Origin of the sequence: Salmonella sp. SAL04196 (assembly GCF_046550835.1) — a bacterium.
In the GTDB taxonomy this organism is placed as follows: domain Bacteria; phylum Pseudomonadota; class Gammaproteobacteria; order Enterobacterales; family Enterobacteriaceae; genus Salmonella; species Salmonella enterica.
In genome coordinates, this window is sequence record NZ_JBGDXE010000001.1 from 1375489 (window position 1) to 1400181 (window position 24693).

Genomic DNA, 24693 nt, shown 5'->3' on the forward strand with positions numbered 1-24693 from the left:
CTGTAGAATCCCTGCCCTGACCACTCCAATAAATGAACATTTTTTAAGCTATGAGTAATGTAACCCACCAGCCAAAGATCGGCTTCGTTTCCCTGGGCTGTCCGAAAAACCTCGTTGATTCGGAACGCATCCTGACTGAGCTGCGTACCGAAGGCTATGACGTTGTGCCACGCTATGACGATGCGGATATGGTTATCGTTAATACCTGTGGCTTTATTGACAGCGCGGTACAAGAGTCGCTGGAAGCCATTGGCGAAGCGCTGAACGAAAACGGTAAGGTAATCGTCACCGGCTGCCTGGGCGCAAAAGAAGATCAGATCCGCGAAGTGCATCCGAAAGTACTGGAAATCACCGGGCCGCATAGCTATGAGCAAGTTCTGCAGCACGTACATCATTACGTACCGAAGCCGAAGCACAATCCATTTTTAAGCCTCGTACCGGAACAGGGTGTAAAACTGACGCCGCGCCATTATGCGTATCTGAAAATTTCTGAAGGCTGTAATCACCGCTGCACGTTCTGCATCATTCCGTCGATGCGCGGGGATCTGGTCAGCCGTCCGATTGGCGACGTATTAAGCGAAGCGAAACGTCTGGTTGATGCCGGGGTCAAAGAGATTCTGGTGATTTCGCAAGATACCTCCGCCTACGGCGTAGATGTGAAGCACCGCACCGGATTCCATAATGGCGAACCGGTGAAAACCAGTATGGTGAGCCTGTGCGAACAGTTATCAAAACTGGGCGTCTGGACACGTCTGCACTACGTCTACCCCTACCCACACGTTGATGATGTGATTCCGCTAATGGCGGAGGGCAAAATCCTGCCCTATCTGGACATTCCGCTGCAACATGCCAGCCCGCGGATTCTTAAACTGATGAAACGTCCTGGTTCCGTTGACCGCCAGCTGGCGCGCATTAAGCAGTGGCGCGAAATCTGCCCGGAACTGACCTTACGCTCCACCTTTATTGTCGGCTTCCCCGGCGAAACGGAAGAAGACTTCCAGATGCTGCTCGACTTCCTGAAAGAGGCGCGCCTCGATCGTGTAGGCTGCTTCAAGTACAGTCCGGTGGAAGGCGCAGGCGCGAATGACCTGCCGGATCAGGTGCCGGAAGAGGTGAAAGAAGAGCGCTGGAACCGCTTTATGCAACTGCAACAGCAAATCTCCGCTGAGCGCTTGCAAGAAAAAGTGGGCCGCGAAATTCTGGTGATCGTCGATGAGGTTGACGAAGAAGGCGCTATCGGACGTAGCATGGCGGATGCGCCGGAAATTGACGGCGCGGTCTATTTGAACGGCGAAACCAACGTCAAGCCGGGCGATATCGTGCGCGTGAAAGTGGAAAACGCCGACGAATATGATTTGTGGGGCAGTCGGGTTTAACGCCACCTCCCCCGGCGCGGGTGCCGGATGTGTTACCCCACCTGGCGAGCCCGTTCCAGGCCCGCCAGGCGTCAACGCCACCGGGCTGGCTTACCCCTTAATCTTCGGGTCCAGCGCATCGCGCAACCCGTCGCCTAACAGGTTAAACGCCAGCACAGTCAGGAAAATCGCCACCGCCGGGAAGAGCGCTACGTGCGGCGCGATGACCATATCCGCCCGCGCTTCATTGAGCATCGCTCCCCACTCCGGCGTTGGCGGCTGCGCGCCTAATCCGAGAAATGACAGGCTTGCCGCGGAAATAATTGACGTACCGATACGCATCGTAAAGAAAACCACAATTGACGAGACCGTTCCCGGCAAGATATGGCTAAACAAAATCGTCGTGTCGCTGGCGCCGATACTGCGGGCAGACTCAATAAACGTCTGCTGTTTTAAGACCAGGGTATTTCCGCGCACCAGACGTGCAAACGCCGGAATAGAGAAAATCGCCACCGCAACGATCACATTAGCAATACCGCTGCCTAACACCGCCACAACGGCAATCGCCAGCAAAATGCCGGGGAAGGCGAACAGCACATCGCAAATGCGCATAATGAAACGATCCCACCAGCCTTCATAATATCCCGCTAGCAATCCCAACACCGTGCCGATTATCGCGCCGATAAATACCGCGAACACGCCCGCCGCCAGTGAGATCTGCGCCCCAACGAGAACCCGGCTAAAGATGTCTCTTCCCAGCGAGTCAACGCCAAACCAGTGCTGCAAAGAGGGGCCATTGTTCAGGCTATCGTAGTCAAAATAGTTTTCCGCATCGTAGGGCGTCAGCCAGCGGGCAAAAATCGCCACCAGAATTAACGCCAGTACGAATCCCCCGGCGACCAACGCGACATGCTGGCGGCGAAAACGACGCCAGAACTCCCGCCATGGCGTGCGTATCTGGTCGGGTTTTACCACCGGCATAGCATGTAAAATCGCCTGACGGCGCCAGTTAAATAATCGCATCCTTACTTATACCTGATAGCCGGATTAATGGCGGCATAGAGGACATCCACCACTAAGTTGATAAGAATAAATTCCAGAGAAAACAGCAGCACTTCCGCCTGAATCACGGGGTAGTCGCGCATGTCGACCGAGTCGACCAGTAATCGCCCAAGCCCCGGCCAGTTAAACACTTTTTCGACGACGATCGATCCGCCAAGCAGAAAGCCAAATTGCAGTCCCATCATGGTGACGACCGGGATCATCGCATTGCGCAGGCCATGTTTTAACACCACCCACGTTTCACTGACGCCTTTCGCCCGCGCGGTCCTCATGTAATCCTCGCTCAGGACATCGACAAACGAGGAGCGCGTAAAACGCGCCATGACGGAGGCCACCGCCGCGCCAAGCGTCAGGGAGGGTAAAATATAATGTTGCCAGCTATCCGCCCCCACGGTCGGTAGCCAGCCCAGATCCACGGAAAAAATCTGCATTAACAACATTCCCAGCGCAAAAGCCGGGAAAGAAATGCCGGTCACGGCAAGCGTCATTCCTACCCGGTCAGGCCAGCGATTACGCCACACGGCGGCGGCGATGCCGATCGCCATGCCAAACAGCACCGCCCATATCATACTGGTTATCGTCAGCCACAGCGTCGGCAAAAAGCGGCTGGCGATCTCCTCAGAAACCGGGCGGCGGGAAACCATTGACGTACCGAAATCGCCTTGTAAAACATGAGTGATGTAATGCCAAAACTGGACATGAAGCGGCTGATCAAGCCCCAGCTGCTGACGAACCAGCGCAATCACCTGCGCGTCGGCTTCTGGTCCGGCTATCAGCCGCGCCGGGTCGCCGGGCAACAAATGAACAAATAAAAACACCAGCACTGCCACAATCAACAGCGTAGGAATTAATCCCAGCAGGCGCTTGAGAACATAGTTAAGCATCACACGAACCTTTTACCGGATGGCGGACAACGCGCGCGCCATCCAGCCCCATCGCATTACTTACTTCAAATCCGCATCGTCAAAGCTGAAACCGGTATCCGGCATAATCCAGAAACCGGTCAAATTCTTACTGTGCGCAGAAACCAATTTCTCCACCACCAACGGTATCCAGGGCGACTCTTTCCAGATAATATCCTGCGCCTCTTTGTATAGTCGTGTTTTCTCCTGCGGATCGTTGGTCTTTAAGGCCGCCGCCAAATCGCTGTCGACCTGCTTGTTGCTGTAAAAAGCGGTATTAAACTGCGTCGGCGGCCAGTTTTGTGATGCGAAGAGCGGCGATAACGCCCAGTCAGCTTCGCCCGTCGACGCCGACCAGCCGGTATAGAACATTCGCACGCCGCTCTCTTTTTGCCCTTTGCCCTCAACTTCCGCGGCGCGCTGGCCGGCGTCCATCGCGGTTATCCGGGCTTTAATGCCAATCTGCGCCAGTTGCTGTTGGGTAAACTGCAACACTTTTTGCGCGGTGCTATGGTTGTGCGATGACCACAGCGTGGTACTGAAACCGTCTGGATACCCCGCCTCTTTCAACAGTTCGCGCGCTTTAGCCGGATCATAGGGCCACGGCTGATAGCTTTGCGCATAGGCTATCGACGGCGGCACCACGCCCGTCGCCGGCGTGGCGTATCCGGCAAACGCCACTTTAACCAGCGCCTGACGATTGATAGCGTAATTCAACGCCTCACGCACCTTAGGATTATCAAACGGCTTCTGCGTCACATTCATACTGATGTAACGCTGCATAATAGACGGGCTGGCGACCAGTTCGAGGTTTTTATTTTTCGCCAGTAACGCGGCCTGCTCATAAGGGATAGGAAAAGCAAATTGCGCTTCGCCGGTTTGCAGCATCGCCGCGCGGGTATTGTTGTCAGTAACCGGACGCCAGGTAATAGAATCCAGCTTGGGTAAGCCCTGCTGCCAGTAACCGGCGAACTTTTTCACTTTGACAAAGTCGGTCTGATTCCAGGTTTCAAGCTGGTATGGACCGGTACCGACCGGATGAAAACCAATATCCTTGCCATATTTTTCCAGCGCTTGCGGCGAGATCATCGCCGTCGCCGGGTGCGCCAGAATATTAATGAAAGCGGAGAACGGCTGTTTCAGGGTAATTTTTACCGTTGCCGGGTCGACAACCTCCGTTTTTGCGATATTTTTATACAGGTTATAACGCTTGAGGTGGTTATCCGGATTGCTGGCGCGATCGAGATTCGCTTTCACCGCCGCCGCATCAAAATCCGCGCCGTCCTGAAATTTCACCCCCTGCCGTAGGGTAATGGTGTAGGTCAGACCGTCATCAGAAACGGTGTAGCCCTCCGCCAGGACGTTTTTTACCTTCATGTCTTTATCCAGGCCAAACAGCCCCTGATAAAATGACTTCGCCACCGCCTGCGAGAGCGTATCGTTGGCGTCATACGGATCGAGCGTGGTGAAATTAGACCCTACCGCCACCACCACATCTTTGGCCGCCAGGGCCGGAAAAGCCGCAATGGATGAGGCCAGTCCCAGCGCCGCCAGCCATTTATGCGTAATAAATTGCGTCATGTTGTTCTCCTGAAACCCTGCCTGTCTGAATGTTATAAGCGCGAGAGCGCATTATCCTGCAGCGGCCGCGCAACATAATGTCCCGGCCCGACCAACTGCAATGAAACGGCGGGCGTCTCTTCGCCACGTTTATGAATATTGCTGGGTATATCATCTGATAGCAGAACGCGCCGCGGCCGGTGTCTGGAAGGATCGGCAACCGGCACCGCCGCCATCAATTTACGCGTATAAGGATGCTGCGGGTTTTCAAAAACGGCGCGCCGCGGCCCCATCTCAACAATTTGACCAAGATACATCACCGCCACGCGATGGCTAATTCGCTCCACGACCGCCATATCATGCGAAATAAACAGGTAGGCGATCCCCATTTCCCGTTGTAAATCGAGCAGTAAATTAATGATCTGTCCGCGAACGGAAACATCCAGCGCGGAGACCGCCTCATCGGCAATAATCACTTTAGGATTCAATGCCAACGCGCGAGCTATGCAGATGCGCTGACGTTGACCGCCGGAAAACTCGTGCGGATAACGCCAGGCATGTTCAGGACGTAATCCGACACGCTCAAGCAACCAGGCCACGCGCTTTGCCGCAGCGTCCCCCTGCCCCAGGCCATGAATCCGTAAAGGTTCCATAATGGAATACCCCACGGTCTGGCGCGGGTCGAGCGAGGCGTAAGGGTCCTGGAAAATACATTGAATATCGCGGCGCAACGGCTGGAGTTTACCCGCAGACAACGTGTCAATGCGCTGTCCGTTAAAGATAATCTCCCCCTGCCGGGATTCAACCAACCGCAGCAGCGCGCGTCCGGTCGTCGATTTTCCGCTACCGGACTCGCCCACCAGCGATAGCGTTTCGCCAGGCCAGAGATCGAAACTGATATTCTCAACGGCATGAACTTCACGCGTAACGCGGTTAAAGAGACCGCTACGCAGCGGGAATCGCGTCACCAGCCCCCGAACCTGGAGAATAGGCTCGCCTTCCACCACCGTGTCTTGCTCAATCTGCGATTCATAAAGGGCCGGTTCGTCAGCGGAAATCAACGGGAAACGGCGTGGCAGCGAGTGGTCGTGCATCGCGCCAAGCTGAGGGACGGCGGCCAGTAACGTTTGGGTATAAGGATGCGTCGGCGCATGGAAAATCTGCTCTACGCTGCCGGTTTCCACAGCCTCGCCCTGATACATCACCAGCACGCGATCGGCAATATCCGCCACGACGCCCATGTCGTGGGTGATAAAAATCACGCCCATCGACATCTCTTGCTGCAACACTGTGATAAGTTGCAGAATTTGCGCCTGGATAGTGACATCCAGCGCCGTGGTGGGTTCATCGGCAATCAATACCGCCGGACGGCAGGATAGCGCCATCGCGATCATGACTCGCTGGCGCATCCCACCGGAAAGCTGATGCGGATAACGCGATAAAATCGCCTGCGACTCCGGGATCCGTACCTGATCGAGCATACGTTTCGCTTCCGCCAGCGCCTCTTCGTGGCTGGCGCCCTGATGCAAACGAATAGATTCGGCAATTTGCTCGCCAACGGTAAATACCGGGTTGAGCGAGGTCATTGGCTCCTGGAAAATCATGGCGATATCCGCGCCGCGCACACGCCGCATCTGCGCGTCACTCTGCTCAGACAGCTCAATCACCTGGCGATTACGCCGACGCAACAGCATTTCGCCGCAGCGCACGTTCGCGCCCGACTGCTCAATCAGCCGCATTAACGCCAGCGCCGTCACCGATTTTCCCGATCCCGACTCGCCGACAATCGCCAGAGTCTCTCCACGCTTCAGGCGTAATGACACATTACGCACGGCGTCTACCTGTTGCCCTTCGTGGTGAAACGCGATATTCAGGCCACTGACGGACAGAACATCGCGGCTATCCAGTTCATCGCTGTGCGGCACCTGCGGCTCCTTATTCCCGGTAAATTCCTGTGGTAGGGGTATCCCCGGCATATCCCCAGGCGCGATACATCCCTTCGCTGTTAAACGGCAACGCGACATTACCTTCGTGATCAACGGCGATTAATCCACCGCTGCCGCCCAGTGCCGGTAATTTTTCCATCACCACGCGCTCACAGGCATCGGCAAGGCTGAGTCCGCCATATTCCATCAATGCGGCGATATCGTAAGCCGCGAGCGTGCGAATAAAGACCTCTCCCGTTCCGGTACAGGAAACGGCGACGCTGGCGTTGTTGGCATAACACCCGGCGCCGACCAGCGGGCTGTCGCCGACGCGCCCGGGCAATTTATTGGTCATCCCACCGGTAGACGTTGCCGCCGCCAGATTGCCGAATTTATCCCGCGCCACCGCGCCGACTGTACCCATTTTTTTCGTTTCGTCCAGCGGCGCGCCGCTGTGATCGAGCGCCATTTCGCCCGCCGCACGCGCCGCCAGCAATTGCTCGTAACGCGCCGGGGTGGAAAAGATATCCGGCGAAACGCGCGCCATCCCCTGTGAAAAGGCAAAGTTTTCCGCCCCTTCCCCCACCATGAGTACATGCGGGCTGCGCTCCATCACCAGTCTGGCGGCGAGCACAGGATGGCGAACATGACTCACGCCCGCGACGGCTCCGGCTTTCAGGGTATTGCCGTCCATCACGCAGGCATCCAGTTCATGAGTCCCGTCTCGGGTATAGACCGCGCCGATACCCGCATTGAAGAGCGGACACGCTTCCAGCAGGCGCACCGCTTCCGTCACTACATCAAGCGCGCTGTCACCTGCTTCCAGCATCTTTTGCCCGCTTTCGACAATCTCTGACAGCGCCTGGATATAGCGTAGCTCCTGCTCATGGCTCATTTGCGCGCGAGCAATCGCGCCTGCGCCGCCGTGAATCGCAATCACTGCTTTATTCATTTTTAGGGTCCATTAACGGTGGCACACAACTTTTACTATAACTATCAGAATTGTTGTGAGTTATTCATTCGATTTTTGAATATAGAAAGATGCGTAAGGTATGTAAAGGCGCAAGGCCGTCTCTAAGACCGAGGTAGCATACTGCCCGCCACTGTTTTCTGACATAATAGCCGGATTCGATTTTGCCTCGCAGGAGTATGTTCATGGAATTTTCCGCCGGATTGATGCCGCTTGAAACGGCGCTGACCCAGATGCTTTCACGTATTACCCCGCTCACCGCCGTAGAAACGTTGCCGCTGGTGAACTGCTTTGGCCGCATCCTGGCGACCGATATCGTTTCTCCCCTCGATGTCCCCGGCTTTGATAATTCAGCTATGGATGGTTATGCAGTACGCGTGGCGGATTTGTCCGCCGATAAGCCGCTGCCCGTCGCCGGCAAAGCATTTGCCGGTCAGCCTTACCAGGGAGAGTGGCCTGCGGGCACCTGCATTCGCATTATGACCGGCGCCCCGGTACCGGCAGGTTGCGAGGCGGTAGTTATGCAAGAGCAGACGGAACAAACCGATGATGGCGTGCGTTTTACCGCCGATGTTCGTTGCGGACAAAACATCCGCCGCCGCGGCGAGGATATTCGCCAGGATGCGGTGGTCTTTCCGGCCGGTACGCGCCTGACTACTGCCGAACTGCCGGTGCTGGCGTCGCTGGGAATTGCCGATGCGCAGGTTGTACGTAAAGTGCGCGTAGCGCTGTTCTCGACCGGCGACGAGCTCCAGCTTCCGGGCCAGCCGCTGGAGGCGGGACAAATTTATGACACTAACCGTTTAACCATACATTTGATGCTGCAACAGCTTGGCTGCGAAGTGATCAATTTAGGCATTATTCCTGACGATCCTGGTAAGCTCCGCGCCGCGTTTATCGACGCCGACAGCCAGGCCGATGTAGTGATAAGCTCCGGCGGCGTCTCGGTTGGTGAAGCGGACTATACCAAAACCATCCTTGAGGAGTTGGGCGAAATCGCCTTCTGGAAGCTGGCTATCAAGCCAGGCAAACCGTTTGCCTTCGGCAAACTCAGTAATAGCTGGTTCTGTGGCCTGCCGGGGAATCCAGTCTCTGCGGCGCTCACTTTTTATCAACTGGTTCAGCCTTTACTGGCGAAGCTTGGCGGCAACACGGCAAGCGCTGTACCGCCGCGCCAGCGTGTACGCACAGCATCTCGCCTGAAGAAAACGCCGGGGCGTCTCGATTTCCAGCGCGGCATCCTGCAACGTAGCGCCAACGGCGAACTGGAGGTCACGACCACCGGGCACCAGGGTTCACATATTTTCAGCTCGTTTAGTCTGGGCAACTGCTTTATTGTGCTGGAGCGTGAACGCGGCAATGTTGAGCCGGGAGAATGGGTGGAAGTCGAGCCGTTTAATGCTCTGTTCGGAGGCCTGTAATGGCGGAACTTAGCGACCAGGAGATGCTGCGCTATAACCGACAAATTATTCTGCGCGGCTTCGATTTTGAAGGGCAGGAAGCGTTAAAAGATGCGCGGGTATTAGTGGTCGGGCTGGGCGGACTCGGCTGCGCGGCAACGCAGTATCTGGCCGGCGCTGGCGTCGGGCAACTGACGCTACTCGATTTTGATACCGTTTCCGTTTCCAATCTCCAGCGTCAAACCTTGCACAGCGACGCCACGGTCGGGCAGCCAAAGGTAGAGTCCGCCCGCGACGCGCTGGCGCGAATCAACCCGCATATTACCATTACGCCCGTTAACGCGCGGCTGGACGACGACGCCATGACCAGCCTGATTGCCGGGCATTCGCTGGTACTGGACTGTACCGATAACGTTAGCGTACGTAATCAACTTAACGCCGGGTGCTATACCGCGAAAGTGCCTCTAATCTCCGGCGCGGCAATTCGTATGGAAGGACAAGTTACCGTCTTTACGTATCGGGAAAACGAACCCTGTTACCGCTGCCTGAGCCGTCTGTTTGGCGAAAACGCTCTGACCTGCGTAGAGGCAGGGGTGATGGCGCCGCTGATTGGCGTGATCGGTTCGCTACAGGCAATGGAGGCCATTAAGCTGCTGGCGCATTACGGTCAGCCTGCCAGCGGAAAAATCGTCATGTACGATGCGATGACCTGTCAGTTCCGCGAAATGAAGTTGATGCGCAACCCCGGCTGTGAGGTCTGCGGTCAGTAGTCACTTTACGGATAAACATACCGAAGCACGGTTTATGGCCGTGCTGTATCAACAGATAATTACTGTCATCAGACGCAAAGCCAGCTTACCCAAGCTCCGACTGACGATCGGCTCAAGCAGCGCGGCATCATCTTAAACGCCATATCACAGCCTCAAACCGTGATGTTGTACCTCATTTAACGCCTCTTTATCAGAACCTCTCCATTCGTTGACGCACATCAAGATAACTTTCATTCGAAAGTAGTTTAATCTTTATATGAAATAAGAGAGGCCGTTTATGATCTTCAATATTCAGCGCTATTCTACCCACGATGGCCCCGGTATCCGTACCGTAGTATTTTTCAAAGGCTGTTCGTTGGGCTGTCGCTGGTGCCAGAACCCGGAAAGCCGCGCCCGCGCTCAGGATCTGTTATACGACGCGCGGCTGTGTCTCGAAGGATGCGACCTGTGCGCGCAAGCCGCGCCGGACGTCATTGAGCGCGCGCTAAACGGCCTGCTCATCCATCGCGAGAAACTGACCGACGCCCATTTTTCCATCCTGGCGCATTGCTGCCCCACACAGGCGTTAACCGTGTGCGGCGAAATAAAAAGCGTGGATGAGATCATGGCGACGGTACTGCGCGATAAACCTTTTTACGATCGCAGCGGCGGCGGTCTTACGCTTTCCGGCGGCGAACCGTTTATGCAGCCGGAGCTGGCGGCAGAGCTGTTTAAAGCCAGCCATGACGCCGGTATTCATACTGCGGTTGAGACCTGTCTGCATGTCCCATGGAAATACATTGCGCCCTCACTGCCTTATATCGATCTGTTTCTGGCTGATTTAAAGCATGTCGCCGACGGGCCGTTTAAGCAGTGGACCGATGGCAGCGCCTCGCGGGTGCTGGAAAATCTCAGGAAACTCGCCGCCGCGGGCAAAAAAATGGTGATTCGCGTCCCGCTGATTCAGGGATTTAATGCCGATGAGGAGGCCATTAAAGCCATTACCGACTTTGCCGCCGACGAACTGCACGTCGGGGAAATTCATTTTCTGCCCTACCACACGCTGGGCATCAATAAATACCACTTACTCAGTCAGCCCTATCATGCCCCGGATAAACCACTGGATGCGCCGGCGTTACTTGATTTTGCCCAGAAGTACGCCTGCCAAAAAGGTTTAACCGCGACCCTACGAGGATAATTATCATGACCCAACTGAAACTGGACACGCTCAGCGACCGCATTAAGGCGCACAAAACCGCGCTGGTACATATCGTGAAACCGCCGGTCTGTACCGAACGCGCACAGCATTATACCGAAATGTACCAGCAGCATCTGGATAAACCGATTCCGGTACGCCGCGCGCTGGCGCTGGCCCATCACCTGGCGGAACGCACTATCTGGATAAAACACGATGAACTGATCGTCGGCAACCAGGCAAGTGAAGTCCGGGCCGCGCCGATTTTCCCAGAATATACCGTCTCGTGGATTGAAAAAGAGATCGACGACCTGGCGGACCGGCCCGGCGCAGGTTTTTCCGTAAGTGAAGAAAACAAACGTATTCTGCACGACATCTGTCCGTGGTGGCGCGGTCAAACCGTCCAGGATCGCTGCTACGGCATGTTTACCGATGAACAAAAAGGGCTTCTGGCGACTGGCATTATCAAAGCCGAAGGCAATATGACTTCCGGTGACGCGCACCTGGCGGTGAACTTCCCGCTGCTGCTGGAAAAAGGGCTTGATGGCCTGCGCGATAAAGTCGCCGAGCGCCGCTCACGCATCAACCTGACCGTGCTGGAAGATCTGCATGGCGAGCAGTTCCTGAAGGCGATTGATATAGTGCTGGACGCGGTAAGCCAGCATATCACGCGCTTTGCCGCGCTGGCGCGCCAGATGGCAAGCGAAGAGTCCCGTGAAAGCCGTCGTAAAGAACTACTTACCATCGCCGAAAACTGTGAGGTGATCGCCCACCAACCGCCGCAGACCTTCTGGCAAGCACTGCAATTGTGCTACTTCATTCAACTGATTCTACAAATTGAGTCTAACGGTCACTCGGTGTCATTTGGTCGTATGGACCAGTATCTTTACCCCTATTATCGTCGCGATGTCGAACTAAACCAGACGCTGGATCGTGAGCACGCCATTGAACTGCTGCACAGCTGCTGGCTGAAACTGCTGGAAGTAAACAAGATCCGTTCCGGTTCGCACTCTAAAGCTTCCGCGGGCAGCCCGCTGTATCAAAACGTCACCATTGGCGGTCAGAATCTCATCAACGGTCAGCCAATGGACGCAGTGAATCCGCTGTCTTACGCCATTCTGGAGTCCTGCGGACGTCTGCGTTCTACCCAGCCCAACCTCAGTGTGCGTTATCACGCCGGAATGAGTAACGATTTCCTTGACGCCTGCGTCCAGGTCATCCGCTGCGGCTTTGGGATGCCGGCGTTTAACAATGATGAAATCGTCATCCCGGAATTTATCGAGTTGGGGATCGAACCGCAGGACGCTTACGATTACGCGGCGATCGGTTGTATCGAAACCGCCGTCGGCGGGAAATGGGGTTATCGCTGCACCGGCATGAGCTTTATTAACTTCGCCCGCGTCATGCTGGCGGCGCTGGAAGGCGGTCGCGACGCCACCAGCGGCAAAGTATTTCTGCCGCAGGAAAAGGCGCTCTCCGCAGGCAACTTTAACAATTTTGACGAAGTGATGGCCGCCTGGGATACCCAAATTCGCTACTACACGCGCAAATCGATCGAAATTGAGTATGTGGTCGACACCATGCTGGAAGAGAATGTCCACGATATTCTCTGCTCAGCGCTGGTAGATGACTGTATTGAGCGAGCGAAAAGTATCAAGCAAGGCGGCGCGAAATATGACTGGGTATCCGGTCTGCAGGTCGGTATCGCCAACCTGGGCAACAGCCTCGCCGCCGTGAAAAAACTGGTCTTCGAACAGGGCGTTATCGGTCAACAGCAGCTTGCCGCCGCGCTGGCCGATGACTTCGACGGTCTGACTCACGAGCAGTTGCGCCAGCGTCTGATTAACGGCGCGCCGAAGTACGGCAACGACGATGACAGTGTCGATACCCTGCTGGCGCGCGCTTATCAGACCTATATTGATGAGCTGAAGCAATATCATAACCCGCGCTATGGTCGTGGCCCTGTCGGCGGCAACTATTACGCCGGTACGTCCTCTATCTCAGCAAACGTGCCATTTGGCGCCGCGACCATGGCTACCCCGGACGGTCGCAAAGCGCATACACCGCTGGCGGAAGGCGCAAGCCCTGCATCAGGTACGGATCATCTCGGCCCGACGGCGGTGATTGGTTCCGTAGGCAAATTACCTACCGGTTCCATTCTCGGCGGCGTGCTGCTCAACCAGAAACTGAACCCAACGACGCTGGAAAACGAATCCGACAAACAGAAACTGATGGTTCTGCTACGGACGTTCTTTGAGGTGCATAAAGGCTGGCATATTCAGTACAACATCGTGTCACGCGAAACGCTGCTGGATGCGAAAAAACATCCGGACCAGTACCGCGATCTGGTCGTGCGTGTGGCAGGCTACTCCGCCTTCTTCACCGCGCTGTCGCCGGATGCGCAGGACGATATCATCGCCCGTACCGAACATATGCTGTAATTTGCCCTGGCGCCATCGGCAATATGTCCGAATTGCCTGATGGCGCTACGCTTAACAGGCCTGCGCAGGCCTGTTAATCAGAAGGGATCGGTGCCGTCAAGCACGGCCTGAATGACGTTGAGCGCGCCTTGATGGTTATTATCATCAGTGTGATAGCGTGAAAGCGCTTTGATATTGTCTGCGGCATTGCCCATGGCAAAAGAGTAATGCGCCATTTTCAACATTTCCGCATCATTACCGCTGTCGCCAATGGCGACGACATTCTGTGGCGACCTGTTCCAGCGCTTTAACAGACGACTGATGCCATTCGCTTTATGCAGTCCCGGGATAATCAGGTCGATAAAACCGAAGCCGCTGGTGACGGGCTTCATGATGCCATCCAGAGATACGTGCAGTTTGTCGATAACCAGCGGAATTTGTTCATCAGGCAAATTCAGGGAGAACTTAAACAGGATATCGTCAATGTCGTGATAATCGTTTACCGGCTGCAGGCGGTGATAATGTTTGGCCATCAGCGCCACGAAAGTCTCGGGAGCGTTTTTGCTGACATAAGCGCTTTTCAGACCGCAGGCGACAAAATTAAGCTGCTTATCCTTCAGCAGTTCGCCAATCACAATACGCGATTCATGCCGGGTTAGCTCCCCGTGAAACAACTGTTTGCCATGTTCATACACCAGCGCGCCATTTTCTGCGACGAAGGAAATTTCGTCTTTCAGCTCGGGGAAGAAGGAGATCAACTGGTAGTACTGATTACCGCTAGCGACCACAAATTCGATATTACGTTTTTTCAGTTCCTGGTATTGCGCCATGAAGCGTACACGATCGTACTGCTTGGCATCGTCGAGAAAAGTGCCGTCCATATCGGTAACGACAACGTTAACGGTCATACTTAAGCTCCTAGCTGTAACTGCGACCAGAAACATTTTAATAACAATGTGAGCAGAACCACAAATTTATTTCGAATGAAAAGTGGCTGAACGAAAGGAATAGCCGCATAAGACATTAAGGCGTCCTGGCCACCTTACGTTTTCCTCTCGCTTCCCTCTTTGTATTCCCCTGCAATATTTTAAACTTGCATTAACCTTACTTTAACTTAAAGTATCACATGTAACTAATTTTACTTTCGAACGAAAGATGATGAGGTTGATATGACGACTCCTTTTACCCACGAAACGCTGCCCGCCGACCCAAAAGCGGCCATTCGTCAGATGAAGCAGGCGCTACGCGCGCAAATCGGCGACGTACAGGCGGTGTTCGACCGTTTGAGCGCCACCATAGCAGCCCGGGTGGCGGAAATTAACGATCTGAAGGCGCAGGGACAGCCGGTATGGCCAATTATCCCTTTTAGCGAACTGGCGATGGGCAACATTAGCGATGCCACCCGCGCCGAGGTTAAGCGCCGCGGGTGCGCGGTGATTAAAGGTCATTTTCCACGCGAACAGGCGCTGGCGTGGGACCAGTCGATGCTCGACTATCTGGACAAGAACCATTTTGACGAGGTGTATAAAGGACCGGGGGATAATTTTTTCGGTACGCTGAGCGCCTCCCGGCCTGAAATCTATCCTGTCTACTGGTCGCAGGCGCAAATGCAGGCCCGCCAAAGTGAAGAGATGGCGCTGGCGCAGTCGTTCCTCAACCGTCTGTGGCAGGTAGAGCACGACGGCAAGCGATGGTTTAATCCGGATATCAGCATCATTTATCCGGATCGCATCCGTCGCCGCCCGCCGGGCACCACATCCAAAGGACTGGGAGCGCATACCGACTCCGGCGCGCTGGAACGCTGGCTGCTGCCAGCCTATCAGCAGGTATTCGCCAGTGTGTTTAACGGCAACATCGAACAGTACGATCCGTGGAATGCGGCACACCGTACCGAAGTTGAAGAGTATACGGTGGATAACACCACAAAATGCTCGGTATTTCGCACCTTCCAGGGCTGGACCGCGCTCTCCGATATGCTGCCCGGTCAGGGGTTGCTTCATGTCGTCCCTATCCCGGAGGCGATGGCGTATATTCTGTTGCGCCCGCTGCTGGATGATGTCCCGGAAGATGAATTATGCGGCGTCGCGCCGGGCCGGGTGCTGCCGATTTCTGAACAGTGGCATCCTTTACTGATGGCGGCGTTAACCAGCATTCCGCCACTGGAAGCCGGGGATTCCGTGTGGTGGCATTGCGATGTCATCCACTCCGTCGCCCCCGTAGAAAATCAGCAGGGCTGGGGCAATGTGATGTACATTCCTGCCGCGCCAATGTGTGAGAAAAATCTGGCCTATGCGCGTAAGGTGAAAGCGGCGCTGGAGACAGGCGCATCACCGGGCGATTTCCCGCGCGAGGACTATGAAACCACCTGGGAAGGGCGCTTCACGCTGCGCGATCTGAATATTCACGGTAAACGGGCATTAGGTATGGACGTTTGATGGTCGTACAGCCCTGCCCGCTTAACTGCGGTGCGCCCTTTGTCTGGGCGCACCCGTCTTACCGGACCTACGCGCCAGGATACGTAGGCCCGGTAAGCACAACGCCACCGGGCGTCAGTGTTTAGCTTTCAATCCCTTTACTACGCAAATAATCGTCGTAGTTGCCGCTGAAGTCCACCACGCGCTCCGGCGTAATTTCAATGACGCGGGTTGCCAGCGAGCTGACGAACTCACGGTCGTGCGAAACAAAGATCAGCGTGCCCTGATACAGCTCCAGCGCCATATTCAGCGATTCGATCGACTCCATATCCAGGTGGTTAGTCGGTTCGTCCATAATCAGGATATTCGGCTTTTGCATCATCAGTTTGCCGAAAAGCATACGGCCCTTCTCGCCACCGGAAAGGACTTTCGCAGGCTTTTTGATATCATCCTGGCTAAATAGCAGGCGGCCCAGAATACTGCGCACTGCCTGCTCGTCGTCGCCTTCCTGCTTCCACTGACTCATCCATTCAAACACCGTCAGGTCATTTTCGAATTCATATTCGTGGTCCTGCGCGTAGTAACCAATACGCGCGTTTTCCGACCATTTAACGGTGCCATGATCGGCGTCCAGATCGCCAACCAGCGTCTTCAGCAGCGTAGATTTACCCACGCCATTGGTGCCGAGTACCGCCAGCTTCTCGCCGACTTCGAGCAGCAAATTGACATTTTTAAACAGCGGACCGTTATCAAAACCTTTCGTCAGCGCTTCCACTTCCAGAGCGTTACGGAACAGTTTTTTATCCTGCTCGAAACGGATGAACGGGTTCTGACGGCTGGAGGCTTTCACCTCTTCCAGCTTGATTTTATCAATCTGCCGCGCGCGCGACGTTGCCTGACGCGATTTAGAGGCATTGGCGCTAAAACGGCTAACAAAAGATTGCAGCTCGGCAATTTGCGCTTTTTTCTTCGCATTATCGGCCAACAGACGTTCACGCGCCTGAGTCGCCGCCGTCATATACTCATCATAGTTACCCGGATAGACGCGCAAGTCGCCGTAATCCAGATCCGCCATATGCGTACAAACCATGTTCAGGAAGTGACGGTCGTGCGAAATGATAATCATCGTGCTATCGCGCTCGTTCAGCACCTGCTCCAGCCAACGGATAGTATCAATATCCAGGTTGTTGGTCGGTTCGTCGAGCAACAGGATGTCCGGATTAGAGAATAACGCCTGCGCCAGCAGCACACGCAATTTCCAGCCTGGCGCGACTTCACTCATCAGACCGTAATGCTGCTCCAGCGGGATGCCCACCCCCAACAGCAATTCGCCTGCACGCGCCTCAGCGGAATAACCGTCCATCTCGCCGTATTTTACTTCCAGATCGGCGACTTTATAGCCGTCTTCTTCGCTCATTTCCGGCAAAGCGTAGATACGGTCGCGCTCCTGCTTGACTTCCCACAATTCGCCATGCCCCATAATGACAGTATCAAGTACGGTGAATGCTTCAAAAGCGAACTGGTCCTGACGCAGCTTACCGATGCGCTCATTCGGATCAAGGGAAACATTGCCCAGCGTCGGCTCCAGGTCGCCGCCGAGGATTTTCATAAAAGTGGACTTTCCGCTACCGTTGGCGCCGATCAGGCCGTAACGGTTGCCGCCGCCAAATTTGACGGAAATGTTTTCGAACAGCGGCTTACTGCCGAACTGCATGGTAACGTTGCTGGAAACTAACACAGGCTTATCCTGAAAAAAGATGTGACAAACCGCTTATTATGCCACAAGTCTGAAATAAGATCGCGCCCTGTACAAAGGGCTACACTGAACCGTAAGGGAAAAAAACGTGATTTCGTACACATCTGAATTCCCTGTTTACTGGAATGCACCTATAATGCGCTCCCAACATGACAGAATTCTCAACCTACTAGCCTGCTTGGCACAGAATCTCGCATAACATGAATATGAAATTAACAACGCTTTTCGCGGCGGCTTTCGCTGTAGTTGGTTTTTGTAAAACAGCCTCAGCAGTCACTTACCCGCTGCCTACCGATGGTAGCCGTTTAATTGGGCAAAATCAGGTCATCACCGTTCCGGAGGGCAATACCCAGCCGCTGGAGTATTTTGCCGCGGAGTATCAGATGGGGCTCTCCAACATGCTGGAAGCCAACCCGGGCGTGGATACCTTCCTGCCGAAGGGCGGTACCGTGCTGAATATTCCGCAGCAGCTGATCCTGCCGGATACCGTACACGAAGGCATTATCATTAATAGCGCGGAAATGCGCCTCTATTACTACCCGAAAGGCACAAACACCGTTATCGTCCTGCCGATTGGGATCGGTCAGTTAGGTAAAGACACGCCTATCAACTGGACGACCAAAGTTGAACGTAAAAAAGCCGGTCCGACCTGGACGCCTACGGCAAAAATGCACGCTGAATATCGCGCCGCCGGCGAGCCGCTGCCTGCGGTCGTGCCTGCGGGCCCGGATAACCCGATGGGCCTGTACGCGCTGTACATCGGTCGCCTGTATGCTATTCACGGCACCAACGCCAACTTCGGCATCGGGCTTCGCGTGAGCCACGGCTGCGTACGTCTACGCAACGACGATATCAAATTCCTGTTTGAAAATGTGCCGGTCGGTACCCGCGTGCAGTTTATCGATGAACCGGTAAAAGCCACCACCGAGCCGGACGGTAGCCGTTACATTGAGGTGCATAACCCGCTGTCAACGACGGAAGCGCAGTTTGAAGGTAAGGAAGCGGTGCCGATCACGCTTAATAAGAGTATCCTGGCCGTCACCAACGAGCCTGACGTTGATCAGACCGTCGTACAACAGGCAGTTCAGGATCGTTCCGGGATGCCGGTTCGTCTGAACTGACAGACTCTGCCTGCGAAGCCCGATAGACACTATCGGGCTTCTCTTACGGCATCAGTTGCAATAATCCATATCCCACCAGCGCCGCCCATGCCAGCATCGGCAGTGAATAGAAATGAAATCGCCACCAGATTCGGCGATCGTTCGCCATCCGTAAAGCAATAAGATTTGCCAGCGACCCCGGCAGCAGACCAAACCCGCCGATATTCACCGCCCACGCCAGCAGCGTCGAGGCCGGTACATAGTTCAGCAGGAGAATGGTACTGGGCACATTACTGATAACCTGAGACAAGCCGATAGCGGTTAGCCAAAGTCCCAGGTGAGACAGTGCGCCAACCTGGTTGAAAACGCCCTGCAACGCCGGCAATTGCGTTAGCAGATGGACATCAATAAACATCGCCATAAATACCAGCAGCAGCGTCCAGTCCACGCTGACTATCACCCTGCGCGCCAGCACAATAAACCCAGCCGCCACCAACACCAGTCCCCATAACTCTTGCCTGAGCTCCAGCGCGGTAAGAAAAACGACATATAATCCCAGGCAACTCCACACCAGACGGGGCTGCCACTGCGGCGAACGCGTACCGGTATGGTACTGTAACGCCCTACCCGGAAAACAAAACCAGCACAGGAGCAGTAACGTCAGCATCATCATGACGGCAAGCGGCGCCATTTGCCCGCTAAATTCAGCAAAGGTTAAGCCGGAGCGTCCCCACAACAGAATATTTTGCGGATTACCGACAGGCGTCAGCAGCGAACCGGCGTTCACCGCCAACGCCTCAAAAATAATCAATCGGTTGACCGGAATCGCACACAGTTTTTTCAACGTTATCGTCAGCGGCACAACGATAAACAGCGCGACATCGTTTGTCAGAAAGGTCGACAGCACCGCCGCAGCCAGCACCAGGAACATCGCCAGTTGCCGCTCGGTATGAAATCGGCGCGTCATCTTGCGTCCCAGCACATCGAAATAGCCGCTCAGCTCAACGCCTTTAGTGAGCAACATTAACCCACTGAGGGTAATAATGGTGTGCCAGTCAATCGCGCCAGGCCAGGCGCGAGGCGCAAAAGGAACAAACAGGCTTAACGCCATCCCCACAATGATCAACAACTGAAAAAAACGGTCACGCCGCAGCGCCCGTAAAAAAGCCAGATTCATTCTGCAGATGTTCCATGCTGTTGCGTGAAGGCCAAAAAGGCATCCAATGTCTCCTGGCTGACATGGTGTTCCATCCCTTCCGCATCACGACGCGCGATCTCCGGACTTACGCCTAACACCAGTAAAAAATTTTCGACAATTTGGTGCCGCTCGCGGCTTTCCTGCGCCAGCTTCTCCCCTTCCGGCGTCAGAAAAACGCCGCGCCAGGGGATCATTTGAATAAATCCTAACGATGCCAGGCGCTTAAGCATTTTGGCCACAGTTGGCTGGGAGACGCCGAGCCGAGCCGCCATATCCACCTGACGCGCTTCCCCTACCTCAATAATTAAATCGGAAATCAGCTCAACGTAATCGTCTATCAACTCACGGCGATGCGCCTCTCTGACCTGACGAAATCCTTCAACGTGTTCTTCTACGTTCACCAATTGCGTCACTTTTTTTGTTGTTGGCGTACCTGCGCGACGACCCATTTTGCTTCCTCGTTTCTGTGACGCGTTAACGCGTCAGCTGACAGAGCGCTCATTGTAAACCAGAGTTGTCCGGGCACAAAAAATTAACGTTTTAGCAATAGCTATAAAACATAGCCTGTGCTATATCTGTATGTAATGCAGACATCCCTCACGGATCGATGGGATAGAAACATCAGGAGGTTTATATGAACGAATTTAAGAGGTGTATACGCGTGTTCAGTCACTCTCCCTTTAAAGTCCGGTTAATGCTGCTCTCTATGTTGTGCGATATGATCAACGGCAAACCGGAACAGGATAACCCTTCCACGAAATAACGCGGCGGTGCGGTACGCCGCTTTATTTTGCATCCTCAACGGAAATGGCGCCCATTTCCCCTGTTTTTTTGTGGTTTTGCTATTCTCTTCGCAAAACATTTTCTTTCCGGCGGTTGACCTTCTTACCCGCACGCTCTATCTTCTGGCAGCCCTGAATATTTTGCGACTCGCCGTTGCGAACCCAATACCTTTTTTACGCATAATCAGGCAGGTAATGACCCTTCGCGCCAGGGTTAGCACATGGCGTTTTTGCAATAGTGGCATATGAATTCAACCCTTATCGATTCACTTCTCGCCCGTCGTCGGGCTGTAAGCCCGTGGGCGGGCCTCTACTTTTTACAGTCGCTGCTGATTAACCTCGCGCTCGGCTACCCCTTTAGCCTGCTTTATACCGCGGCGTTTACCTGCCTGTTGCTGCTGCTCTGGCGCTACCTGCCCCGCGGACAAAAAGCGCTGCTCGGCATCTGTTCGCTGGTAGCTGCTTGCTATTTTCCCTTTGGCCAGGCTTACGGCGCGCCGAACTTTAATACGCTGCTGGCGCTGCACTCCACCAATATGGAAGAGTCGAGCGAAATCCTGACCATCTTCCCGTGGTATAGCTACCTGACCGGACTTTTTATTTTTGCGCTGGGTATTATTGCGCTTCGCCGCCGAAAAGAAGAGGTCAGGCCGCGCTGGAATAGCCTCGACAGCCTGTGCCTGCTGATTAGCGTCGCGGCATTTTTCGTCGCGCCGGTACAAAATCTGGCATGGGGCGGCGTTTTTAAGGTTATTGATACCGGCTATCCGGTTTTTCGCTTCGCTAAAGACGTTATCGTCAATAACAACGAAGTCATTGAAGAGCAGCACCGTATGGCGCAGCTATCCGGCATAAAAGATAGCTGGACGGTTACTACGGTGAAACCCAGATATCACATCTATGTCGTGGTGATAGGTGAAAGCGCGCGACGGGATGCCATGGGCGCTTTCGGCGGCCACTGGGATAATACCCCCTTCGCCAGCCATGTGAATGGCGACTTCTTTATGGATTACATCGCCGCCAGCGGCTCAACGCAAAAATCGCTCGGTTTAACGCTCAATCGCGTGGTGGATAACAAACCGCAGTATCAGGATAACTTCGTCACGCTGGCTAACCGCGCCGGTTTTCAGACATGGTGGTTTTCCAATCAGGGGCAAATCGGTGAATACGACACGGCCATCGCCAGTATCGCCAAACGCGCCGATGAAGCGCATTTCCTGAAAAACGGCGATTTTGAAGCGGATAAAAATACTCGCGACGACGCGCTGTTAACCATGACGGCGCAGGTATTGGCGACAGAACGCACGCAACCGCAGTTGATTGTGTTGCATTTAATGGGATCGCATCCCCAGGCCTGTGACCGTACTCAGGGAAAATACGCGACGTTTGTCCAGTCGAAAGAGACGTCTTGTTATTTATACACCATGACGCAAACCGACGATTTGCTCCGTCAGCTCTATACTCAGCTTCGTCATAGCGGCGACAGTTTTTCGCTCGTGTATTTCTCCGATCACGGGCTGGCGTTTAAAGAGCGCGGCAAAGCGGTACAGTACCTGGCGCATGACGACAAATTCCAGCAAAACTTCCAGGTGCCGTTTATGGTGCTATCCAGCGACAGTAAAGCGCATCGGATCATTAAAGCTCGCCGTTCCGCGAACGATTTCCTGAGTTTTTTCTCGCAATGGACAGGAATTAGCGCTAAAGAGATCAAAAATCGCTATCGATTTATTTCGGAACAGAAAGCCGGGCCCGTTTATATCACCAATTTCAAATTACAGAAAGTGGACTATAACCATCTGGGCAGCGATATTTTTTCACTAAAATAATGCATGTTTCAGGCAAAAAAAATCCGCCCCGAAAGGCGGATTTTTCATTTTCACCGACGTGATTAGAAGCGGTAACCCACGCCAGCAATCCAGGTGCCAACGTCAACGCTACGAATACGGCTCTGCTCGTAAGAGAAGTCCAGAGCAACATTTTCCATCGGGTTGAATTGCAGACCAGCGCCATAGGAGAAGCCATAATCGCTGGTGTCATGCTTGTAGGTTGGGTAATCGGTCGTCTGGAATTTACCGTAACCCACACCGACTACGCCGTAGATGCTCGCCCAATCGTTCAGACGGTAAGCCGGGCCGGCAGTGATGCCGTAGTACTGACCTTTGTTGTAATCGCCCGCACCGTTAGTACGATCTTTTTCGGTGTAGGTGAAGGAACCGATTACGCCCAGCGGGTTGTCGTCCTGCTCGTAACGATACTTCAGGTTGAAACCGCTCATTTTATTCGCTACGCCCTGCGCGTCGCTCTGAGCGTAACCACCGGTAACGGTAGAAGTAGCAGCTACTGCAGTACCTGCGGAAAAAGCCAGAACAGCGGCCAGTGCTGAAAGACATGCAATTTTTTTCATAACCACCTCAAATGTGCTTCAAGTAAGTCCTAAGTTTTAAATATATCAAAAATTAATGGGAAACTCTTTGCGATTCACGGTGTCTAAGGGCTCCTTTCATGTAACAGAACGTTTCCATATCGCGCTATCTTATTCAATTAACATCACTTTTCCGGCTGATTGCACCAATAATGCGCGTGCGACGCGATACATTCATCCAGATTATTCCTAAACTAACAGTCTATTTATCCATCAATTTAAGTTCATTTTATGGAATCCTGGAAATTTTTTTTCAACGAATCCTCAACCGCCACGGGGAATTTCCATTACACTGCCACCTTTACTCGTACTGACATTTTTTGACAGGAGAAAGGATGCCGGGGTCAACACGTAAACTACCAGTCTGGTTGCCCATTTTGGTTTTGCTCATTGCCATGTCCTCTATTCAGAGTGGCGCTTCACTGGCGAAATCGTTATTTCCTCTTGTCGGCGCGCCGGGCGTAACGGCGCTTCGTCTGGCGTTGGGAACGCTTATCCTTATCGCCTTTTTCAAACCCTGGCGTTTGCGTTTTGCCAAAGAGCAGCGGCTGCCTTTACTGTTTTATGGTCTGTCGCTGGGCGGGATGAACTATCTATTCTATATGTCGATTCAGACGGTGCCGTTGGGTATTGCGGTCGCGCTGGAATTTACCGGCCCTCTGGCGGTCGCGCTGTTTTCATCCCGGCGGCCGGTAGATTTTATTTGGGTCGTACTGGCTGTGCTTGGACTCTGGTTCCTGCTGCCATTAGGGCAAGATATGTCTCACGTCGATCTTACCGGGGCCGCGTTAGCGCTCGGCGCTGGCGCCTGTTGGGCTGTCTATATTCTTACCGGCCAGCGAGCAGGCGCGGAACATGGTCCGGCCACGGTGGCGGTAGGCTCGCTGATTGCCGCCATCATTTTCGTGCCGATTGGCGCAGTTCAGGCTGGCGACGCGCTATGGCACTGGTCGATTCTTCCCTTAGGGTTAGCGGTCGCTGTGCTTTCTACGGCACTGCCTTATTCACTGGAAATGATTGCGCTGACGCGCCTGCCAACCCGCACCTTCGGTACGCTGATGAGCATGGAACCCGCGCTGGCCGCCGTTTCCGGGATGATTTTTCTGGGCGAAACGCTTACGGGCATACAAATCATGGCCCTGTGCGCCATCATTGCCGCCTCAATGGGATCTACCCTAACGATTCGTCGCGAACCGCAAATTAAACAAGTTGACGTAAAATAGTTTCTTATTCTGCATGATGTGCATAATCATGCAGAATATCACCTCGTTATTCACCTTTTATTATCGCGCTATTACTTCGTCATTTTTTGTCATATTTTTTCTCATTTTTTACATTAAAATGAGAATTATTACCCAACAAACAACAAGCTCACCTAACTAATTGATTTACAATCAAAATAAATATTAAATCTTGTCTGTACTATTAAAGTGATAGGTAAATTCAAAAAAGCAAAGTTAAAAACCGGTGCTATACTTATTTT

The 24693-nt window shown here is 53.9% G+C and carries 20 protein-coding genes; 10 read left to right on the forward strand and 10 right to left on the reverse strand.

Going from position 1 to position 24693, the window contains the following annotated elements:
- The first annotated feature begins 50 nt into the window (after nt 1-50).
- Complete coding sequence (rimO, locus tag ACLJPE_RS07000; RefSeq protein ID WP_000073314.1) at nt 51-1376, forward strand: 30S ribosomal protein S12 methylthiotransferase RimO; 1326 nt, start codon at nt 51-53, stop codon at nt 1374-1376.
- Between the two features lie 90 nt (nt 1377-1466).
- On the opposite strand, the gene gsiD is transcribed toward rimO, so the two are convergent.
- Genes gsiD through iaaA form a run of 5 tightly spaced genes read right to left on the reverse strand, consistent with a single transcriptional unit; the run spans nt 1467 to nt 7756 of the window.
- Entirely contained in the window at nt 1467-2378 is a 912-nt protein-coding gene (gsiD, locus tag ACLJPE_RS07005; RefSeq protein WP_001236024.1) for a glutathione ABC transporter permease GsiD, read from the reverse strand.
- Between the two features lie 2 nt (nt 2379-2380).
- Complete coding sequence (gene gsiC, locus ACLJPE_RS07010) at nt 2381-3301, reverse strand: glutathione ABC transporter permease GsiC (RefSeq protein ID WP_000936066.1); 921 nt, start codon at nt 3299-3301, stop codon at nt 2381-2383.
- Nucleotides 3302-3361: 60 nt separating this feature from the next.
- The gene (gene gsiB, locus ACLJPE_RS07015; protein WP_000191427.1) at nt 3362-4900 is read right to left on the reverse strand and encodes a glutathione ABC transporter substrate-binding protein GsiB; all 1539 of its coding nucleotides are present in this window, start codon (nt 4898-4900) and stop codon (nt 3362-3364) included.
- Nucleotides 4901-4932: 32 nt separating this feature from the next.
- The gene (gene gsiA / locus ACLJPE_RS07020) at nt 4933-6804 is read right to left on the reverse strand and encodes a glutathione ABC transporter ATP-binding protein GsiA (protein WP_023212633.1); all 1872 of its coding nucleotides are present in this window, start codon (nt 6802-6804) and stop codon (nt 4933-4935) included.
- 10 nt (nt 6805-6814) lie between these two features.
- Entirely contained in the window at nt 6815-7756 is a 942-nt protein-coding gene (gene iaaA / locus ACLJPE_RS07025; RefSeq protein WP_001030503.1) for a beta-aspartyl-peptidase, read from the reverse strand.
- Nucleotides 7757-7959: 203 nt separating this feature from the next.
- Between iaaA and moeA the strand changes: the two genes are divergently transcribed.
- From moeA to ACLJPE_RS07045, 4 genes are all read left to right on the forward strand, one after another.
- On the forward strand, nt 7960-9195 hold the full coding sequence (gene moeA / locus ACLJPE_RS07030) for a molybdopterin molybdotransferase MoeA (RefSeq protein WP_000395790.1): 1236 nt from the start codon (nt 7960-7962) through the stop codon (nt 9193-9195).
- Complete coding sequence (gene moeB, locus ACLJPE_RS07035; RefSeq protein ID WP_000829280.1) at nt 9195-9944, forward strand: molybdopterin-synthase adenylyltransferase MoeB; 750 nt, start codon at nt 9195-9197, stop codon at nt 9942-9944. Before moeA ends, moeB begins: the two co-directional genes overlap by 1 nt.
- Before the next feature lie 277 nt (nt 9945-10221).
- Nucleotides 10222-11121, forward strand: a complete 900-nt coding sequence (locus ACLJPE_RS07040) for a glycyl-radical enzyme activating protein (RefSeq protein WP_023212634.1) — start codon at nt 10222-10224, stop codon at nt 11119-11121.
- 5 nt (nt 11122-11126) lie between these two features.
- Nucleotides 11127-13559: a glycyl radical protein gene (locus ACLJPE_RS07045; protein WP_023212635.1), complete on the forward strand. Its 2433-nt coding sequence runs from the start codon at nt 11127-11129 to the stop codon at nt 13557-13559.
- Between the two features lie 77 nt (nt 13560-13636).
- Here ACLJPE_RS07045 and ACLJPE_RS07050 read toward each other — a convergent pair whose 3' ends face one another.
- Complete coding sequence (locus tag ACLJPE_RS07050; RefSeq protein WP_000217910.1) at nt 13637-14446, reverse strand: Cof-type HAD-IIB family hydrolase; 810 nt, start codon at nt 14444-14446, stop codon at nt 13637-13639.
- Nucleotides 14447-14707: 261 nt separating this feature from the next.
- Between ACLJPE_RS07050 and ACLJPE_RS07055 the strand changes: the two genes are divergently transcribed.
- On the forward strand, nt 14708-15973 hold the full coding sequence (locus ACLJPE_RS07055; protein WP_000210949.1) for a DUF1479 domain-containing protein: 1266 nt from the start codon (nt 14708-14710) through the stop codon (nt 15971-15973).
- A 121-nt stretch (nt 15974-16094) separates the two neighbouring features.
- Here the strand turns inward: ACLJPE_RS07055 and ACLJPE_RS07060 are convergent, their stop codons facing one another.
- On the reverse strand, nt 16095-17690 hold the full coding sequence (locus tag ACLJPE_RS07060) for an ABC-F family ATPase (protein ID WP_000961434.1): 1596 nt from the start codon (nt 17688-17690) through the stop codon (nt 16095-16097).
- Between the two features lie 218 nt (nt 17691-17908).
- Between ACLJPE_RS07060 and ldtB the strand changes: the two genes are divergently transcribed.
- Complete coding sequence (gene ldtB / locus ACLJPE_RS07065) at nt 17909-18829, forward strand: L,D-transpeptidase (RefSeq protein ID WP_001056404.1); 921 nt, start codon at nt 17909-17911, stop codon at nt 18827-18829.
- 43 nt (nt 18830-18872) lie between these two features.
- Here the strand turns inward: ldtB and ACLJPE_RS07070 are convergent, their stop codons facing one another.
- Together ACLJPE_RS07070 and mntR are read right to left on the reverse strand one after the other, a co-directional pair.
- Nucleotides 18873-19985: an anion transporter gene (locus ACLJPE_RS07070; protein WP_001046525.1), complete on the reverse strand. Its 1113-nt coding sequence runs from the start codon at nt 19983-19985 to the stop codon at nt 18873-18875.
- Nucleotides 19982-20455 carry a manganese-binding transcriptional regulator MntR gene (gene mntR, locus ACLJPE_RS07075; RefSeq protein ID WP_000533542.1) on the reverse strand — a complete coding sequence of 158 codons (474 nt, stop codon included), beginning with the start codon at nt 20453-20455 and terminating at the stop codon, nt 19982-19984. The genes ACLJPE_RS07070 and mntR overlap by 4 nt, the downstream gene beginning before the upstream one ends.
- Before the next feature lie 185 nt (nt 20456-20640).
- On the opposite strand from mntR, the gene mntS reads away from it, so the two are divergent.
- Both mntS and ACLJPE_RS07085 read left to right on the forward strand, forming a co-directional pair.
- Nucleotides 20641-20769, forward strand: a complete 129-nt coding sequence (mntS, locus tag ACLJPE_RS07080) for a manganase accumulation protein MntS (protein ID WP_001001755.1) — start codon at nt 20641-20643, stop codon at nt 20767-20769.
- Between the two features lie 264 nt (nt 20770-21033).
- Complete coding sequence (locus ACLJPE_RS07085) at nt 21034-22614, forward strand: phosphoethanolamine transferase (RefSeq protein WP_023137168.1); 1581 nt, start codon at nt 21034-21036, stop codon at nt 22612-22614.
- 62 nt (nt 22615-22676) lie between these two features.
- On the opposite strand, the gene ompX is transcribed toward ACLJPE_RS07085, so the two are convergent.
- Complete coding sequence (gene ompX / locus ACLJPE_RS07090) at nt 22677-23192, reverse strand: outer membrane protein OmpX (protein WP_000716763.1); 516 nt, start codon at nt 23190-23192, stop codon at nt 22677-22679.
- 353 nt (nt 23193-23545) lie between these two features.
- On the opposite strand from ompX, the gene rhtA reads away from it, so the two are divergent.
- Nucleotides 23546-24433, forward strand: a complete 888-nt coding sequence (gene rhtA / locus ACLJPE_RS07095) for a threonine/homoserine exporter RhtA (RefSeq protein ID WP_023232776.1) — start codon at nt 23546-23548, stop codon at nt 24431-24433.
- Nucleotides 24434-24693: the final 260 nt, after the last annotated feature.

Coding starts and splice junctions, on each gene's coding strand:
- moeA (WP_000395790.1), top strand. CDS start 7,960: ATGGAATTTTCCGCCGGATTGATGCCGCTTGAAACGGCGCTGACCCAG.
- rhtA (WP_023232776.1), top strand. CDS start 23,546: ATGCCGGGGTCAACACGTAAACTACCAGTCTGGTTGCCCATTTTGGTT.
- mntS (WP_001001755.1), top strand. CDS start 20,641: ATGAACGAATTTAAGAGGTGTATACGCGTGTTCAGTCACTCTCCCTTT.
- ACLJPE_RS07050 (WP_000217910.1), bottom strand. CDS start 14,446: ATGACCGTTAACGTTGTCGTTACCGATATGGACGGCACTTTTCTCGAC.
- gsiB (WP_000191427.1), bottom strand. CDS start 4,900: ATGACGCAATTTATTACGCATAAATGGCTGGCGGCGCTGGGACTGGCC.
- gsiC (WP_000936066.1), bottom strand. CDS start 3,301: ATGCTTAACTATGTTCTCAAGCGCCTGCTGGGATTAATTCCTACGCTG.
- ACLJPE_RS07055 (WP_000210949.1), top strand. CDS start 14,708: ATGACGACTCCTTTTACCCACGAAACGCTGCCCGCCGACCCAAAAGCG.
- ompX (WP_000716763.1), bottom strand. CDS start 23,192: ATGAAAAAAATTGCATGTCTTTCAGCACTGGCCGCTGTTCTGGCTTTT.
- ACLJPE_RS07070 (WP_001046525.1), bottom strand. CDS start 19,985: ATGAATCTGGCTTTTTTACGGGCGCTGCGGCGTGACCGTTTTTTTCAG.
- ACLJPE_RS07085 (WP_023137168.1), top strand. CDS start 21,034: ATGAATTCAACCCTTATCGATTCACTTCTCGCCCGTCGTCGGGCTGTA.
- ldtB (WP_001056404.1), top strand. CDS start 17,909: ATGAATATGAAATTAACAACGCTTTTCGCGGCGGCTTTCGCTGTAGTT.
- ACLJPE_RS07045 (WP_023212635.1), top strand. CDS start 11,127: ATGACCCAACTGAAACTGGACACGCTCAGCGACCGCATTAAGGCGCAC.
- iaaA (WP_001030503.1), bottom strand. CDS start 7,756: ATGAATAAAGCAGTGATTGCGATTCACGGCGGCGCAGGCGCGATTGCT.
- rimO (WP_000073314.1), top strand. CDS start 51: ATGAGTAATGTAACCCACCAGCCAAAGATCGGCTTCGTTTCCCTGGGC.
- moeB (WP_000829280.1), top strand. CDS start 9,195: ATGGCGGAACTTAGCGACCAGGAGATGCTGCGCTATAACCGACAAATT.
- gsiD (WP_001236024.1), bottom strand. CDS start 2,378: ATGCGATTATTTAACTGGCGCCGTCAGGCGATTTTACATGCTATGCCG.
- ACLJPE_RS07040 (WP_023212634.1), top strand. CDS start 10,222: ATGATCTTCAATATTCAGCGCTATTCTACCCACGATGGCCCCGGTATC.
- mntR (WP_000533542.1), bottom strand. CDS start 20,455: ATGGGTCGTCGCGCAGGTACGCCAACAACAAAAAAAGTGACGCAATTG.